At 39.6% G+C, this 14,233-nt stretch carries 11 protein-coding genes and 1 pseudogene; 1 reads left to right on the top strand and 11 read right to left on the bottom strand.

Features of this window, described 5'->3' with window-relative positions:
* The 4 genes from ftsL to ACZ1G6_RS03365 all read right to left on the bottom strand — a co-directional run bounded on the left by ftsL (position 1) and on the right by ACZ1G6_RS03365 (position 2,758).
* On the bottom strand, positions 1-321 hold the full coding sequence (gene ftsL / locus ACZ1G6_RS03380; protein ID WP_472618066.1) for a cell division protein FtsL: 321 nt from the start codon (positions 319-321) through the stop codon (positions 1-3).
* On the bottom strand, positions 318-1,253 hold the full coding sequence (gene rsmH, locus ACZ1G6_RS03375; RefSeq protein ID WP_472618065.1) for a 16S rRNA (cytosine(1402)-N(4))-methyltransferase RsmH: 936 nt from the start codon (positions 1,251-1,253) through the stop codon (positions 318-320). Before rsmH ends, ftsL begins: the two co-directional genes overlap by 4 nt.
* Positions 1,250-1,708: a division/cell wall cluster transcriptional repressor MraZ gene (gene mraZ, locus ACZ1G6_RS03370; RefSeq protein ID WP_472618064.1), complete on the bottom strand. Its 459-nt coding sequence runs from the start codon at positions 1,706-1,708 to the stop codon at positions 1,250-1,252. Before mraZ ends, rsmH begins: the two co-directional genes overlap by 4 nt.
* A 273-nt stretch (positions 1,709-1,981) precedes the next feature.
* Positions 1,982-2,758 carry a SapC family protein gene (locus tag ACZ1G6_RS03365; RefSeq protein ID WP_472618063.1) on the bottom strand — a complete coding sequence of 259 codons (777 nt, stop codon included), beginning with the start codon at positions 2,756-2,758 and terminating at the stop codon, positions 1,982-1,984.
* A gap of 315 nt (positions 2,759-3,073) precedes the next feature.
* On the opposite strand from ACZ1G6_RS03365, the gene ACZ1G6_RS03360 reads away from it, so the two are divergent.
* Positions 3,074-4,285 carry a dipeptidase gene (locus ACZ1G6_RS03360; protein WP_472618062.1) on the top strand — a complete coding sequence of 404 codons (1,212 nt, stop codon included), beginning with the start codon at positions 3,074-3,076 and terminating at the stop codon, positions 4,283-4,285.
* Between the two features lie 49 nt (positions 4,286-4,334).
* Here the strand turns inward: ACZ1G6_RS03360 and ACZ1G6_RS03355 are convergent, their stop codons facing one another.
* The 7 genes and pseudogenes from ACZ1G6_RS03355 to ACZ1G6_RS03325 all read right to left on the bottom strand — a co-directional run bounded on the left by ACZ1G6_RS03355 (position 4,335) and on the right by ACZ1G6_RS03325 (position 14,227).
* A complete protein-coding gene (locus ACZ1G6_RS03355; RefSeq protein ID WP_472618061.1) occupies positions 4,335-5,357 on the bottom strand; it encodes an alpha/beta hydrolase in 1,023 nt (340 codons plus the stop codon).
* Positions 5,358-5,421: 64 nt separating this feature from the next.
* Complete coding sequence (locus tag ACZ1G6_RS03350; RefSeq protein ID WP_472618060.1) at positions 5,422-6,165, bottom strand: glutathione peroxidase; 744 nt, start codon at positions 6,163-6,165, stop codon at positions 5,422-5,424.
* 26 nt (positions 6,166-6,191) lie between these two features.
* Positions 6,192-7,567, bottom strand: a pseudogene (gene prsR / locus ACZ1G6_RS03345) (PEP-CTERM-box response regulator transcription factor).
* Positions 7,557-9,605, bottom strand: a complete 2,049-nt coding sequence (prsK, locus tag ACZ1G6_RS03340) for an XrtA/PEP-CTERM system histidine kinase PrsK (protein WP_472618059.1) — start codon at positions 9,603-9,605, stop codon at positions 7,557-7,559. The pseudogene prsR and the gene prsK overlap by 11 nt, the downstream one beginning before the upstream one ends.
* A 3-nt stretch (positions 9,606-9,608) precedes the next feature.
* Positions 9,609-10,730 carry a beta-ketoacyl-ACP synthase III gene (locus tag ACZ1G6_RS03335; RefSeq protein WP_472618058.1) on the bottom strand — a complete coding sequence of 374 codons (1,122 nt, stop codon included), beginning with the start codon at positions 10,728-10,730 and terminating at the stop codon, positions 9,609-9,611.
* 25 nt (positions 10,731-10,755) lie between these two features.
* Complete coding sequence (locus tag ACZ1G6_RS03330) at positions 10,756-12,324, bottom strand: sensor histidine kinase (protein ID WP_472618057.1); 1,569 nt, start codon at positions 12,322-12,324, stop codon at positions 10,756-10,758.
* A 1-nt stretch (position 12,325) separates the two neighbouring features.
* Positions 12,326-14,227 carry a hybrid sensor histidine kinase/response regulator gene (locus ACZ1G6_RS03325; protein WP_472618056.1) on the bottom strand — a complete coding sequence of 634 codons (1,902 nt, stop codon included), beginning with the start codon at positions 14,225-14,227 and terminating at the stop codon, positions 12,326-12,328.
* Between the last annotated feature and the right edge of the window lie 6 nt (positions 14,228-14,233).

The raw sequence follows: 14,233 nt of genomic DNA, 5'->3' as shown, positions 1-14,233 counted from the left end.
CTATTTCACTCTCAATAATACTTCGTCATCACGAGTTGGTCTTCTCATGTCTAATTTATCAGCAACAGCTCTTTCGATGCGATTGTGCTCGGTCAATGCACTTTGTTCAATAATTAGATGACGCCACTGTATGTCCAATGAGTCTTTTTCTTGAATGAGTTGCTCATGTGCAATCACTAATTGACGGTGTTTGTGAGTATTTATAATGATACTTAAGGCTGTGCCTACCATGGCAATATACAACACTATAAGCAGAAAATGCCGGCTCAAGTCCGACATCATTAATACAACAAGATTAAAGTTGGTACGCGATTTATTCATAATTTTTGCGCTACTCTTAACACTGAACTTCGCGCCCTAGGGTTCAACTTTATCTCATTGGCTGAAGGTTTAATTGCCTTGCCAATTGGTTTAAGTTCTTTGCCTTGGTCAAGAGTACTTTGCAAAACCGGTAACTTAGACGGAAACTGTTGCCCTTGAGATTTACGTTTAATGAAACGTTTTACCATTCTATCCTCAAGTGAGTGAAAACTGATAACCGCTAGTCTCCCTCCAGGTTTTAGCACATCGCTTGCTTCAGCTAGCCCTAACTCAAGTTGTTTTAGTTCCCCATTAATAAAAATACGCACACCTTGAAACGCTCGTGTTGCAGGATGCTTGTGCTTATCCTTAACGGGCACTGCCTTATCAATAAGGGATGCGAATTCGGATGTCGTTGACAAAGGTTTAACTTGTCGCTGTTCAATTACTGCATGAGCGATACGGGTACCGAACTTTTCTTCACCATATTGCTTTATGACTGTTGCTATCTCTTCTAGAGATGCTGTGTTTAACCATTGTGCCGCACTAATACCGCTACCAGTGTCCATACGCATATCAAGAGGGCCATCTTTTTGAAAACTAAAACCTCTACTGGCATCATCTAATTGTGGCGAGGAGACACCAATATCCATTAATATGCCATCGATTTCGCCATAGATATTAAGCTCGTTAACAATGACCTTAAGATTAGCAAAAGCACAATGATGAATAGAAAATCTTGGGTCATTACTAAATGCTTCAGCTGCTTTTATCGCTTCTGCATCTCGGTCAAGTGCAATTAACTTACCTCTATCAGATAGCTTTGCCAAAATCTCGCGACTATGACCACCACGACCAAAAGTAGCGTCAATATATGTACCATTTTCGAGGATATTAAGCCCCTCAATTGACTCAGACAATAGAACTGAGGTGTGCTGGAAAGCAGCATTCATAGTGAGAAATCCTGCAGCCTTTCGGTTTGCTCATATTGCCCAGCTTTCTCAACACTTAAATCTTCTGCCACTTGAGCATGCCAAGTCTCTTCTTGCCAAATTTCAAAGCGATTACGTTGTCCAACCAACATAATTGGCTTATCTAAATTTGCGTATTGACGTAGTGTCGGAGCAATGAGAACACGACCGCTTTTATCCATATCAACCTCACTTGCATAACCAAGTAAGAGTCTTTGTATTCTGCGTTCGTCTGGATTCATGGTAGAGAATTTACTGAGCTTGAGCTCAATCTCTTCCCATTCGGGAAGTGGGTAAAGTAACAAACAGGATTGTCGATTATCGACAGTGCAAACTAGTTGTCCCTGACAATCATCCATTAAGGATTGACGATATCGCGTGGGAATCGTCAAACGACCTTTAGTGTCAAGATTGATTGCGTTAGCGCCGCGGAACATACCCCTAGCCTATTGTTGTTAATTAGTAGCTTATTTTTATTGTTATTAATCTAGTCTCACTATCATTGTTTTAAGACCGATCCCTTTTTTGCCACTTTACTCCACTTTTTGACAGTTTAGGTAGTTATATAGGCTTGTGTCAACCTTTTTCACGTCTTTGATAGTCAATAAATTGTTCAAAAAACCACCAGTCACTCTAACTACTTGATTCAATAACAAAAGATAGGGACACAAAAAAACCGCCATTTAGGCGGTTTTTTTTAAAACATAGGTCTACTGTGCGTTTTGCTCTGCAGTTTGCTCGTCTGATGCTTGCTCGTTCACTTGACTAATTTGAATAGACTGTACCGGATTATCAGTTTTATTTGATAGCTCGACTAGTCTATTAAGCTGACCTAGTGACAACATCATTGAGTACGCTGCCCCTAAAAATCCTGCCTTGTGCATAGCAAGTACTTTTTCATCATCCAATGCAATTAGTTTCTTCTCGTCAATCGACATTACGCCAGTTACGTTACGTACTTGTCCTGATTTGTATTGAATACGGATTTGCACTTCTTCAAGTAATTCAAGCTCTTTTATTTGTTTAATGAAGCGTTGATTTTGTACTTCAGAATTGGCCAATTCACTCAAAAACTGTTGACGGTTTTTAAGAAAATCACTTGCTTCACCTTCTGATGTGAAAAGAGCTTCACCTTCCTCAGAAATCATGTCGCTATTTTCATCAATAAAAACACCCAACTGCTCACCATCTGGACGTATATCGAACGGATAACGTTGGATATTTAGTGGAATGTGCGGGCCCTGCCAGCGATCTTCAGCCCAATATAAATTGGTACCCTGCTCTAAACCAAGCATGGCAACCGTGTGAACATTTTTTGTATTTGGATCTTCGATAAAGACAATAGGCATGCTCCCAGATAAAATTGCAAATTCTCTGATGGTAGCGGCAGCCAAGTGAGTTTTACCGACCAAGTCAAAATTGACACGTGGTATCACTTTTAAGTCGCCATGTTTGTTTTTATCTAGAGGTATGTAATTAATAGCCATTATTGTAATCTCGTTATTCTTAGTTATTTATTGGTAATCGATGCCTTACGCCGTTCGACTACTTTGAAAAGATGCAACATTATTCCCTAATTACCCGTGTAAGTCACCTGATAAGCCGCTCATAATGTAGTTTTTTTTATTCAAAAACTACTGGGTTAAAAAATAGTTCGCTAAGCACTTGTTCGCACAAATATAATTTTTAATATTATCGTTTTATAGTGATACCATTGCAAACGAGCGATAAGTCAAATGTGAACAAATTTCATACAGCACTATCATCAATAAATTACGTATACCGCGCCACAAAGGATACCTATGCGAAAATACAATAAATTTTTATTCACTACTTTGTTGGCAACAACCCTCTTAAGCACGGTCAGCCAAGCAGAGTCAACATCAAACACTGAAAAAGCAAAACAGATCGCAAAATCAAATATAATTGTCGATGGGCATGTTGATGTTCCCTATCGAGTAAAATCACAATGGGTAGATGTGACCAAGGCAACAAAAGGTGGTGACTTTGATTACCCTAGAGCCGTGCAAGGAGGACTAGATGCTCCTTTTATGTCAATCTATATTCCAGCTAGCTTAGATAATAGCAAAGAGTCAACAAGCTTAGCCCATACACTTATTGATTCTGTTGAAGCTATTGTCGGTAGAGCCCCTGATAAATTTGCTTTAGCCTACTCAGTAGATGATGTTTTACATAATTTTGAGCAAGGGCTAATTTCATTGCCTATGGGAATGGAAAATGGTTCTCCCATACAAGGCGAGCTCTCAAATCTTGAGCACTTTTATGAAAGAGGGATTCGGTATATTACTCTAGCTCATTCGCAATCAAACCACATCAGCGATTCATCATATGATTTAAGACGTCAGTGGCAAGGCTTATCGCCTTTTGGCAAAACACTCATTTCGCGCATGAATGAACTAGGCATTATGGTAGATATTTCTCATGTATCTGACGAGGCCTTTTATCAAACTATTGAAATTTCAAAGGCTCCTGTGATTGCATCACATTCATCGTTACGACAGTTCACTCCGGGGTTTGAGCGAAATATGAGTGATGAAATGGTGAAAGCCTTAGCAAAAAATGATGGCGTGATAATGATAAATTTTGGCTCAGGTTTTGTAAGTCCTGTTGCTAGAATGTGGCGTGATAAAATGGGAGAAAAAAGACAATCTTTAATCGAGCAATACGGTACAGATAGTCAAGAAGTCGCGCAGTTTAACGAGCAATACGCTCGTGAAAATCCTTATCCCTTTGCAGATTTAGACCTTGTTTTGGACCATATTGATTATGTACGCGATCTTGTTGGTATCAATCATATCGGTATCGGGTCAGACTATGATGGCGTAGGAGACTCTCTACCAATTGGTTTAAAAGATGTGTCGACTTTTCCAAACTTAATAGAAGGGCTGTTAAACCGAGGTTATTCGCAACAGGATGTTATCAAAATACTCAACGGCAACTTACTACGAGTGTGGAGAGAAGTTGAGCGTCTAGCCCAACAAGGCGACAAATAAACTAGTTAGAAGCGTGTTCCCAGATTTATTTTGGGAACACCTCTTATGATTATAAAATTGCCTTAGACGCTACGTGGGTATCTAAAAAACTAGCGAGCATTAACAGCATTTGTCCGTGCAGAGGATTAGCGGAAGGAACTGCACATCGTTCGTTTTCATTTACTTGGCTTTTATCAAAATCTAAACCAATAATTTGTGCTGCACTCATTGGGACGTTTGCGTGACACAAATCGTATTGTTCATCAATTTTAAACACAACATGCTCTCCTTGAGCATATTCAACCAGACTCTCAATGCCTTCAAACAAGGTAACTTTGTCAGCAAGAGAGTGCGCAGCAAAAATAGGTTTTACCAAAGTCGTTTCTTGTTTTAACTCCCTAATTTGATCAATAAAATCCATAAGTACCAAAGCAGAGTAACTCGCAACACTTGGGTATTTAAAAGGGTGAGGCCCTTGTGTTTGATACTCACCGTCTAACCACTTTGCAAGCGATTTCATTCCCCATATATTTGACATTGCTTCGGCACCGCCGCTTAGCTGCAACGCACCTGAAAATAGCAAAAGTGCAGATACATTTTCGCTCATCTTAAGCGTGTAATGAGTAGCAAAAGCCCCACCAGTCGAGAAACCGCCTACCGCAATGGGTAAGTCAAAGCCTAGTGCATATTGCATAACGTTATAGGTGTGTGAATGCCATCGCGCAAATAGCGCAGGGTCTTGCATATCAGCATCTGCGTCTACCTTTCCATGACCGGGGGTCAAGGGCGCAACAACAATATAACCCTGCCTTTGCAAGTATTCAGCAATTGAACGCATAAAATAAGGAGAGTCACTCAGGCCGTGGAATAATACAACGGTCGCTTTTGCTTGTTTTTTTGGCAGCAATATAAAAGGCCCGTTACCTTCGTTTTTAAGCAAGGTTGAACAAAATCGAATGTCAGCGTTTTGCGACGATTCACATACTGAAAGATCAGGCAATTCGTCTTGGTAGATACTAATAAATGCTTCACGCTGAGGTTCTGTTAGTTCGCTAGCTTGGGCATTCACCACTATTAACATAAAAGCAAACATAGCGAGCACCTTTAATGCCCGACTAAACCACAAGTAACATGATGCGTTTGTTTGCATGTTAAAGCTATGCAAAATAGTCTGCCAAATCATCACTACCACCAATGTGTTTACCGCCAATGAAAACTTGAGGTACGGTTTCTCTTCCAGACACTGCTTTAAGCGACGCTAGTGAAGCATCTTTGCCCAACACAATTTCTTCATAATCATAGCCTTTATTTGTTAATAAGGCTTTTGCTTTAGCACAAAATGGACAGCCCGGCTTGGTAAACAACGAAACCTCTTCAGGCGCCTTTTCATCAGGCGCTAAATACGCCAGCATAGTATCAGCATCAGATACCTCAAATGGGTCGCCTGCTTTATCTGGTTCAATAAACATCTTTTTCACAACACCATTATCAACAAACATTGAATAGCGCCAGCTACGCTTGCCAAAACCAAGGTCTTGTTTATCAACTAACATCCCCATACCATCAGTAAATTCTCCGTTACCATCAGGTACGACAGTGATATTTTGAGCTTCTTGGTCGGCCAACCAAGCATTCATTACAAAAGTATCATTGACAGATACACATACTATTTGATCAATACCCAAACGCTTAAAGACACCTGCTAACTGATTATATCGAGGCAAATGAGTTGATGAGCATGTTGGAGTGAATGCGCCTAGCAATGAAAACAAAACGACTTTTTTATTAGCAAAAAGCTCTGATGTACTTAAGTTCTGCCAATCGTCATTCACACGGATAGGCCATGTAACATTTGGGACGGCTTGCCCTTCTTTCGAAGGTGCTGAAGATGGATGTGTCATAATATTCTCCGGTAAATAGGTAGCATTTAAGTTTTGGTCGCTTGCTTTAAGTCTTCTAAATAGTATTTGTCGATTAGTGAATATAGTGTAGGCCTTGTCACACCAAGTAGCTCTGCTGTTTTCGAAATATTTTGCTCTGCTTGATGATATGCTTTTCTAATTGCCTTGGTTTCGGCAATTTCTCTTACTTCACGTAAATTAAAAATGCCTTGTTCATCGCTATCTGGCGCTTGTAGCCCTAAATCTTCATCTTCAATAAAATTACCCTCGGCTAACACCACCGCGGACTTTAACTTATTTTGTAATTCACGTACGTTGCCTTTAGCCAATTATGCCCAAGCATCGCTTGTTCGGCTTTTTTACTAAAGCCTTTAACTTTAGAAGTATATTCAGTTTTATAGATGTTTAAGAAGGTTTTAGCCAATAATACAACGTCATCTTCGCGCGCTCGCAATGGTGGAATGTGAATACTTATCTCACCGATTCGATAAAACAGGTCTTCGCGAAAGGATTGTTCTTTAACCATAAGCTCTAGGTCTCTGTGTGTTGCACAAACGACCCTAACATCGACGGGAATTTCCTTTCGGCCGCCCACACGCTCAATGACACGCTCTTGCAAAAAGCGCAGCATTTTGGCTTGCAGTCCAATAGGCATATCTCCTATTTCATCCAAGAACAAAGTGCCGCCTTGTGCAGTTTCAATTTTTCCTAAAGTAGTGCGATTTGCGCCTGTAAAAGCGCCTTGTTCATATCCAAACAGCTCACTCTCTAATAGATTTTCTGGAATAGATGCGCAATTGATAGCGACAAATTTTTTGTCTTTTCGGCTGCTATGCTCATGAATGCTTCGAGCAAATACTTCTTTTCCCGTACCACTTTCACCAAGTAAAAGTGCACTAATATCTGTCTTTGCTATTTTTTCTGCTTTCTTGCTAGCAGCGATAATTTCAGGGCTATTCCCAACAATAGTGCCCATACTAACCGCAGCTTGTGACATTTTTCGATTAGCTAATTCTAATGAAGATAAGCTTAAGGCCCGTTCAATAAGCACATTAATAATGTCACTATCAATTGGTTTTTGATAAAAGTCGTAGGCACCTAGCTTGACCGCTTCAAGTGCGACATCCTTTTCGCCATTACCTGTAACGACGATGACTTTAGTATGAGGCGCTAAGCTTAAAATTTCTTGTAAAGCTAGTAAGCCTTCAGAAGCATTAGCGGGATCAGGTGGCAGCCCTAAATCTAATGTAACGACACTAGGCTCATGCCTTCTCAATTGTGAAATCGCCGACTCTCTATCAGCAGCAAAGCTCAGCTCAAATTGGCTCAAAGCCCATTTCAACTGAGTCTGAATACCTAAATCATCATCAACAACTAAGACTTTTCCTTTTTTAACGCTCATTACCTGCCCTTTTGCTTATTGGTAGCAATATTTTAAATAGACTTCCCTCACCAACCTGGCTAAAGACTTCAATACTGCCTTTGACGGCCTCAATATATGTCTTTGCGTCATATGCACCTATTCCCATACCGGCGTTACCTTTGGTCGTGTAAAAAGGTTGAAAAAGGCGGTTTGCAATAAAGTCGTTATTCATTCCTTCGCCGCTATCTTCTATTTCAATGATAACAGTTTCATCATTTTTTGTAGCGCTTATAGTAACGGTTCCAGTATCGTTTGTTGCTTCTTGAGCGTTACTGATTAGGTGATACAGTATGTTAGCAAACTTTTGCGAATTTGCATCAATAAACAAGCCATCCTGAGCATCAATAGTAGGTCTTGGTTTTGCTAGTGCACAACGCGTATCAATTACATGTTTTATCAGTTTTCCCACGTCAATTTGTTCTTCATCATCATCTAAGGAAACTGTTTTCTCGGTAAGCTGTTTAAGCATTTTATCCATACGGTCTTTTGTGTGGCCCAAGGTGGTAAAGGCATCATCAACGAATTCAGGATTGCGTTTATGCGCCTGTGCATTGGCCAACAACAAATTAACTTGTGCTAATACATTCTTTAAATCATGCACAACAAAAGAAGACATTCGGTTAAACGCGGCAAACTGCGCATTTTCAGCTACGGTTTTGGATGATTCTGATTGCAACACAAAGTTTGCAATTTGGTCCGTTACCGCCAATAAGTAATCCCTTAATTCCCAGTTTAGTTTGCGTTTATCTGGCGTATTAGTATCAAGCATGACAATGCCCCACAATTCGCCTTGAGAAAAAATAGGAATGGCAAACTGAAAAGGAAATTTTTTCATCAGCAGATTTCTTTGCGGTAAATTTAGATAGAGCTCAGGTTTAGCCCGCATTTCTTCAAAATCGATGATCCAATCATTGTCTTGGTAAAAAGTGACTAAATATAATAGCGTTTCATAGGCTGCAACCACTTCTTCTTTACCAATATCGCCAGACTGAGCTAAGGTTTGAATATGAGTTTGTTTGGTTTTTACTATATAGCCTCTGCTGTATTTAATACTTTGTAACCATGCCTTAAGCGCAAGATCATAGGTATCTTGTATTGAATTAGTTGTTTGAGTAAGCGTTTTAGTCAAAGACACCCATTCAACGCGATAGTCAAATTGATTAGCGTAAAAGTTTTTGGTGATAAATATTTTTACTTTAGCTCTAAACTCATGAGACAAAAACAGACTTACCAGCATCACTAATGCAACTAAAAACAATACAATTTGTATCGGAGCACCCCACTCTCCACCAAAATATTGCACTGCATAACCCAGTAAAGCCATCACGATTAAATATGCACCTGAAAGCATCAAAAACGTGCTTTGCATGACCACTTCTCTAGAGACAAATATATCAACGCCCCAATGCTGGATTCGTCTAATAGAAATCACCAACAGCGGCAACAAGCACAAATAAATGATGCTACGCGCACTTATAAATATTGGGTTTAACTGATCGGTAATAGCAGCGTTGGCATAAGTAAAAAAGTCGAAAATCACTAAGGCTCCGAAATAAATTACTAATGGTTTATATTGCCATTGGGATTTATTCGATTGGCGATAGAGTTGCTCTAACAGCACTAGCAATTGAACACTAACAAGCGTTAGCAAAATAAAATAAAATGAATCGGGAAGGATGTCTATAACACCTAAGATCACTGAAACGCTTGGTAAAAGCATAATGAATAGGGTAGTCGGCTTCTTAACCAAGTGCAGTAAAGAAGAAAATTGGTTTTGCAAACAAGCGGCGATGAAAAAAGCAAATATCCATAGTCTAAGCGAATCTATTTGAATAATTTGCTGGATATGACTAATAAACCCCAACAAGTTAATTTGCGAGATTGACCAAACACATATGAAAAATGTCGATGCAATCAATAAGTACTTTGCTAGGCCAGACTTTCTTACGACAAGTAACAAGAAAGTCAGCACTAAATAGCCTATAGCGGTTATTCCGTAACCTATATCAAATAGCATAAGCTACCTTTTTTGTACCAAAAGGCTTCCTATTGAATAGCCCGCCCCAAATGAGCACAAAATGCCATAGTCGCCTTGCTTTAAGTCCTGATGATATAAGTTAAAAGCAATAACAGAACCTGCAGACGCAGTATTGGCATACTTATCTAATACCACAGGTGCTTCATCTAAGGTCGCCTCTCTGTTGAGTAAACGCTTACTAATTAAGGTATTCATGTTGATATTAGCTTGATGTAGCCACCACCTTCTTAAACTTTGTGGGGTTAAGTCATGCCTAGCAAGGTGCTCGGTAATATGCTCAGCAGCCATTGGGCATACCTCTTTAAATACTCTGCGGCCTTCTTGATGAAATAGTTTATCTTCAGAATATGGATCAACATCAGTTGCGTGGCTCATAAAACCAAAGTTCGAACGAATCGTATTCGAGTATTTAGTCACCGCTTTGGTGCTTAGCACATCAAAGGCGTGCGCACTTGTGACTGTTTGTTCACTTTCAAGAATAGTCGCGGTGGCGACATCACCAAAAATAAAGTGACTATCTCTGTCAGTGTAATTAATCTGAGGAGACACTAATTCTGGGTTAATGATTAAAACAGCCTTAGCAGTACCTGCACTTATCATTTCAAATGCTCTATGCATACCAAAAGTAGCCGCAGAGCACGCAACTAACATATCAAAGCCAAAACCTTCAATGCCTAGTGCTTCTTGAACTTCAATTGCAATGGCAGGATACGAACGCTGAGTGTAAGCACAAGCAACAATAACAGCATCTATATCTTTGGCCGTCTTATTGGCTGCTTTAAGTGCTTTTTGTGCAGCGTTTACTGCAATTTCAGCTTGCTGAGATAATTCATCATCAGCCCTTTCATGCAAAATCGGACGCATACGATTGATATCTAATACACCCTCTTTTGAGTATATATAGCGGCTTTTAATGCCTGAAGCTTTTTCAATAAATTGAGCGCTGGATTGCGGTTTTTCTTCCATCTCACCATTTGCAATCGCTTGCTTATTTTGTTCGTTATATTTCAAGGCATATGCATTATATGCGGCGACTAATTCTTCATTTGTGATTTGATATTCGGGCGTAAACAAACCAGAACCACTAAGTACAACTTTTTGCATGGAATATCCTAAATAAACTGAGTCTTTAATCGTTGGCTAGCTTTTTTTGCGCTTTAGGCCACTTTATGACAAATTTCGCACCATCGGTGTATTGGGTATCAATATACAGCATGCCAGAGTAGCTTTCTATGACCTTTCTTGCAATGGTTAAACCCATCCCTACCACCTCGGTTGCTTCGGGATCTTTTGTAGACTCAAACAGTTGGAAAACCGTTTCTGCTTGTCTAGGGTCAATCCCCACTCCATTATCAATGACATGCAATTCGTAGTGACTAGCAGTGTCATGAAAATCAATTGAGACACTAAAATCAGTCTCATTAGTGTCTTGGGCTGTCATATTGTGACAAAACGCATTATCTAACACACTGGCAAGTACTTTTACAAAAGGTCCAATTGGCACCTTAAGCCGTGCTTCATCTAAGGTCACTGTGTGTGTATTTTGATAAGGCAAATTAGCAATGATATCTGACACAATTGATGTTAACGACGTTTGGGCTGGTGCATGGGTATCTCTGCCTACAAAACAATATTCACTGATCGCACTAATCAGCTTATTTATTTTATGTGTACATAAACTTAATTGCTCAAGGTGCTCTATGACATCTGCATTTTGAAAGTCTTTCAGGTCAGCTTTTAACCATTCAAGCAGCTTTACCATTGAATTGGAAGGCCCCCGAACATCATTTGCTAAAGTTTGAGCAACTCTGTCCAGATCCGCATTTTTCTTTTTAAGCTCATCAATCAAGTCATACTGTCTGGTCAAGTCGTAGCTTATACCCAAAATAAAATGTTGCCCGGTGCTCGTTTGGAAGTGCGTTTTAGTCGTTTGTAAAGTCTTCACGTCTCCATTTGGAAAGTGTATTTTTTCAACGGTCTTAGTATAGCCATTATCAAAGGCTGTTTTGTCCTCTTGTAAAAACAAGTTGCGCTCTTGTTCACTATATTTTTCGACGGTCGTATAGCCAATAATATAGTCGCGTTGTTCCGGTGGATAGTTTTCTACAAACGCATTATTGGCAAGCACTATCTTGAAATCTCTGTCTTTTGCAAAAACAAAACTTTCATGGGCATCAGCAATTAATTCTTGGAATTCATCTCGTTGTTGATTCAAACGTTGATATTTTTTGAGTAGTATCGCATCCAGTATACTTTGCGAAAACAAAGAAGCGATACTTGAAATATGCTCTTTAGGTATTGGTAAAGACTCGCCAAGCAATAATGCAAAACCTAATATCCTCTGTTGTTGACTAACAATGGGCAAGGCCAAAAGAAATCCATTTTGTTCGTCATTCTGACGATTGAATTCATCTAATAAAGCATCACCTTGAGTATATAAAATATGGCGGTTATTCAACCCTAATTGCTTTCCAAATTGCCCTAAAGCTTCCTCATTTTTATCGTCACTACCCAAACAAAACGAAAAAGGCTCACGGCCGATAAACATCTCGAAATAGGCATGTGTCACATTAAGTAAGGTAAATATAGCGTCGGAACGTTGAGTAATGAGCGCTAGCAAATTTCGTTTATTGAGCCCAAATTCGCTTTGCCAACTAGCCTTAGCATCAATACTTAGAATCTCGTCTGATATCAGCATACTAGGTCCTCATACAACGTGAAATTGTCTTCACTAAAATATCAATATCAAAAGGTTTAGTGATGATTTCATCAACGCCTTTCGCTTTCCATTTTTCACTGTCAATATCAAAAGCATCAGCGGTCAAGGCAATAATGATTGGTTGCTTACTTAAACCTTTATTATTCCGAATTTGATATGTCGCATCTATGCCATTCATCGTAGGCATATGCTTATCCATTAAGACCACATCAAAATCATTCTCTACGTTAACCGCCTTAACAGATTGGTAACCATCTGATACCTCGTCACATTTTGCCCCAAGTGATGTCAACATTTCGTTGACTATTTCACGATTAATATCGCTATCATCGACAATAAGGACTTTTACCCCTGATAAGTCTTGAGGCTTTCTAATTATGGCTTTTTTGCTTGTTAAAGCTTGGGGCCTGCTTGCTAGAGGTTTACCAATGGTGAGTGAAAACAGGGTCCCAGAAGGACTAGAATTCAGTTTGACTTCAACACCTAACAAATCAGATAACTTTTTAACAATTTCTAAGCCCAAGCCTGTGCTTGAACTACCTTGAGCATAACCTGCGTCTTCCTGTTGATAGGCATCAAATATTGATTTTGTATTTTTGATGCCGATACCCGTATCTTCAATGCATAACACGAGTTGTTCGTGAACAATTTTCGTAAAGACATGCACCATGCCTTTGTGCGTATATTTAATCGCGTTTGAAATCAAATTACTAAGAATCTGAGTGACTCTCACTTTGTCAGTCATGACCAAGTCGCATGAGTTATCAGGGAAAGTGAAGTTCAAATCGATGCTCTTCTCTTGCGCTTTAAAGGAAAATAAACGCTCAACTTGCTTCATGACTTCGGTAATAGAGGTGAGTTCTAATGACACCTTTAGTTTTGCTTCATTTAATTTCGCAAGGTCTAAAATATCGTTGAGCAAATAAAGTAAGTGTTCTGAATTGGCAACAATCTTCTCGACTTTCTCTTGAACTTCTGGTTGCACCAAGTCTCTCTTGAGCAAACTCAACATCCCTAGAATGCCATGAAGTGGTGTTCTAATTTCATGAGAAACCCGCGCAAAAAATTGATTCCGGCTAGACAATGCTGCTACCGCAGCAAGCTCGTTCTCTTTTTGTTCAGTAATATCGCTGTGCGATACACTGACTAAACTTGCATGGGAATTTTTTTGAAAAACTGCGCTGGTACTGCATTGATGAAAACGCCACTTGCCAGATAAGTGTCGAAATCGAAATACCAAGTGCCCTTGATGAATGCGTCCTTTTTTTAAATCATCCAGATGCTCTTTGAATGTCATCACATCATCAGGATGCACCAGTGCCATCAAGCGATTTATTTTCATTCGATTGATTGGCCTAGCAAACCCTAATAGCGTTGACCAATTAGGATCACAGTTCATTGAATCCTCGTTGGTATACCACTCCCACAAGCCAAAGCCTGCATTATGCAATAACGCTAATACTCGCTCACTTTTAGCTTGCATTGCTTCATGCTGTGCGATTTGCTTGGAAATATTAGTTAAAATGTGAACAAGTTCAGTCGCTTTACCATCATGGCGAATAATCTGCACAGTGTCCTTCACCCACACTAGACTGCCATCAGCGCAGATTAAACGATAAGGACTATGATGTATCTCATTCGTATCAGGCTCCAATGCGGCAGCTTGGCTTTCAAGAAGATAATGCGCGATATCCTCTTGATAAATTAAGTCATTAAATAGCGCTTCATAATTGGCGATTTGTTCGACATCATGGTCAATTAATCCATGAATATTGGCAGAAGCACTGACAATGGGCTCACCCGTAGCTGTGGAGGCAACAATTAGAAACGTCGATGAATTAGTAAATACTTTTTCATAAAAACCAAGGTCGAGCTTCTTCATCGTTTG

The sequence above is a fragment of the Glaciecola sp. HA4-3 genome (assembly GCF_055693685.1).
The sequence above is the reverse complement of the archived record's forward strand: the minus strand, read 5'-3'. Positions and strand labels throughout refer to the sequence as shown.

Bases quoted from the DNA above. Each gene is read 5' to 3' on its own strand.
- ftsL (WP_472618066.1), bottom strand. From the start codon at position 321: ATGAATAAATCGCGTACCAACTTTAATCTTGTTGTATTAATGATGTCG.
- rsmH (WP_472618065.1), bottom strand. From the start codon at position 1,253: ATGAATGCTGCTTTCCAGCACACCTCAGTTCTATTGTCTGAGTCAATT.
- mraZ (WP_472618064.1), bottom strand. From the start codon at position 1,708: ATGTTCCGCGGCGCTAACGCAATCAATCTTGACACTAAAGGTCGTTTG.
- ACZ1G6_RS03365 (WP_472618063.1), bottom strand. From the start codon at position 2,758: ATGGCTATTAATTACATACCTCTAGATAAAAACAAACATGGCGACTTA.
- ACZ1G6_RS03360 (WP_472618062.1), top strand. From the start codon at position 3,074: ATGCGAAAATACAATAAATTTTTATTCACTACTTTGTTGGCAACAACC.
- ACZ1G6_RS03355 (WP_472618061.1), bottom strand. From the start codon at position 5,357: ATGTTTGCTTTTATGTTAATAGTGGTGAATGCCCAAGCTAGCGAACTA.
- ACZ1G6_RS03350 (WP_472618060.1), bottom strand. From the start codon at position 6,165: ATGACACATCCATCTTCAGCACCTTCGAAAGAAGGGCAAGCCGTCCCA.
- prsK (WP_472618059.1), bottom strand. From the start codon at position 9,605: ATGCTATTTGATATAGGTTACGGAATAACCGCTATAGGCTATTTAGTG.
- ACZ1G6_RS03335 (WP_472618058.1), bottom strand. From the start codon at position 10,730: ATGCAAAAAGTTGTACTTAGTGGTTCTGGTTTGTTTACGCCCGAATAT.
- ACZ1G6_RS03330 (WP_472618057.1), bottom strand. From the start codon at position 12,324: ATGCTGATATCAGACGAGATTCTAAGTATTGATGCTAAGGCTAGTTGG.
- ACZ1G6_RS03325 (WP_472618056.1), bottom strand. From the start codon at position 14,227: ATGAAGAAGCTCGACCTTGGTTTTTATGAAAAAGTATTTACTAATTCA.